The organism is Nocardioides sp. NPDC023903, from assembly GCF_040639295.1.
Lineage (GTDB): Bacteria > Actinomycetota > Actinomycetes > Propionibacteriales > Nocardioidaceae > Nocardioides.
In genome coordinates this window covers 1-1014 of sequence record NZ_JBEZZS010000130.1, presented here as the reverse complement: position 1 = coordinate 1014, position 1014 = coordinate 1, and the positions used below count along the sequence as shown (strand labels likewise).

General features: G+C 72.1%; 1 protein-coding gene and 2 pseudogenes. 1 reads left to right on the top strand and 2 read right to left on the bottom strand.

Going from position 1 to position 1014, the window contains the following annotated elements; genetic code table 11:
* Nucleotides 1–94, top strand: a pseudogene (locus tag AB0F44_RS30455) (hypothetical protein); the annotation flags it as partial.
* Here AB0F44_RS30455 and AB0F44_RS30450 read toward each other — a convergent pair.
* A complete protein-coding gene (locus AB0F44_RS30450) occupies nucleotides 93–794 on the bottom strand; it encodes a hypothetical protein (RefSeq protein WP_357361131.1) in 702 nt (233 codons plus the stop codon). The pseudogene AB0F44_RS30455 and the gene AB0F44_RS30450 overlap by 2 nt on opposite strands.
* A gap of 125 nt (nucleotides 795–919) precedes the next feature.
* Nucleotides 920–1014, bottom strand: a pseudogene (locus tag AB0F44_RS30445) (alpha-amylase family glycosyl hydrolase); the annotation flags it as partial.

The following is a 1014-nucleotide window of genomic DNA, read 5'->3' as shown; positions in this document are numbered from 1 at the left end:
CTTCATCCGCGGCGGCAGCGCCCGGAACGTACTCGTCATCGGTGTCGAGCGCCTCTCCGACATCACGAACCCGCACGACCGTGGCACCGCCTTCACGCCGGATCGTGTCGACGGGCGGTCGGCGCGGCGGTGCCGATCCGGCGAGCCGCTTCGATGACCCGTGCGTCGATGACGGCGTCGACCGAGACCGACAGTTCACCGGCCGCCTGCTGCAAACGCTGAGGGTAGGCGCGCAGTTCGGCGCGGTCGCAGCGGTCGAGTTCGGCGCGGGAACGGGTGTGCAGTGCCCGCACCATCGCGCCGAGTTCGGTGGTCAGGTCGACGCGGGCGAGCTGGAGCTGACTGCGCACGGCGGCGAGGCCGGTCTGGCGACCGCCGTCACGCTCGGCGACCAGCCCGATGCGCTCCTCTCTGATCCGGGCGGTATCCGTGCCGGAGCGAAGGGCGGCGATCTGTTCGTCGATTCTCGCCCTGGTGTCGGCGAGTACCCGGGTGCGCACGACGCTGCGGCGCTCGGCGCCGTCGGCGGGTCCCTTCGCGGTGGCCGCGGCGAGGGTGGCGTGCAGTCCGGCCACGCCGGAGCGGTCGAGCAGGGCGGAGTCGTCGGTGGCGCGGGCGGCGGCGGCCAGCCGGGCCGAGACGGCGACGATGTCGAGGTCGGTGATGCCGCGCGCGGCGAGCAGTTCGAGATTGCGGTCGCGGGTCGCGCGCCAGTCCTGATAGGCGTGAAAGCCGTTCATGGCGAGCAGGATTCGCTGACCGGCGGCGCGCAGCCGGTCGATCAGGGCGAACATGTCGGCGCCGAGGACGCTGCCTGCGTCGAAGACGAGCAGCGCGGCGGCCGGATCGTTGCCCGCGGTGGGATCGGCCAGATCGATATGGGGTTCGAAGCGGGCGAGTTCGGTGCGCAGCAGGGTGGCTGCGGCGAGGGATAGAACGGCGAGAGCCAGATCGCGTCCACGCCGAGGTCTGCCAGATGGTCCAGCCGGGAGGTGATACCGGCGAGGTCGCCCG

Coding starts and splice junctions, on each gene's coding strand:
- AB0F44_RS30450 (WP_357361131.1), bottom strand. CDS start 794: ATGTTCGCCCTGATCGACCGGCTGCGCGCCGCCGGTCAGCGAATCCTG.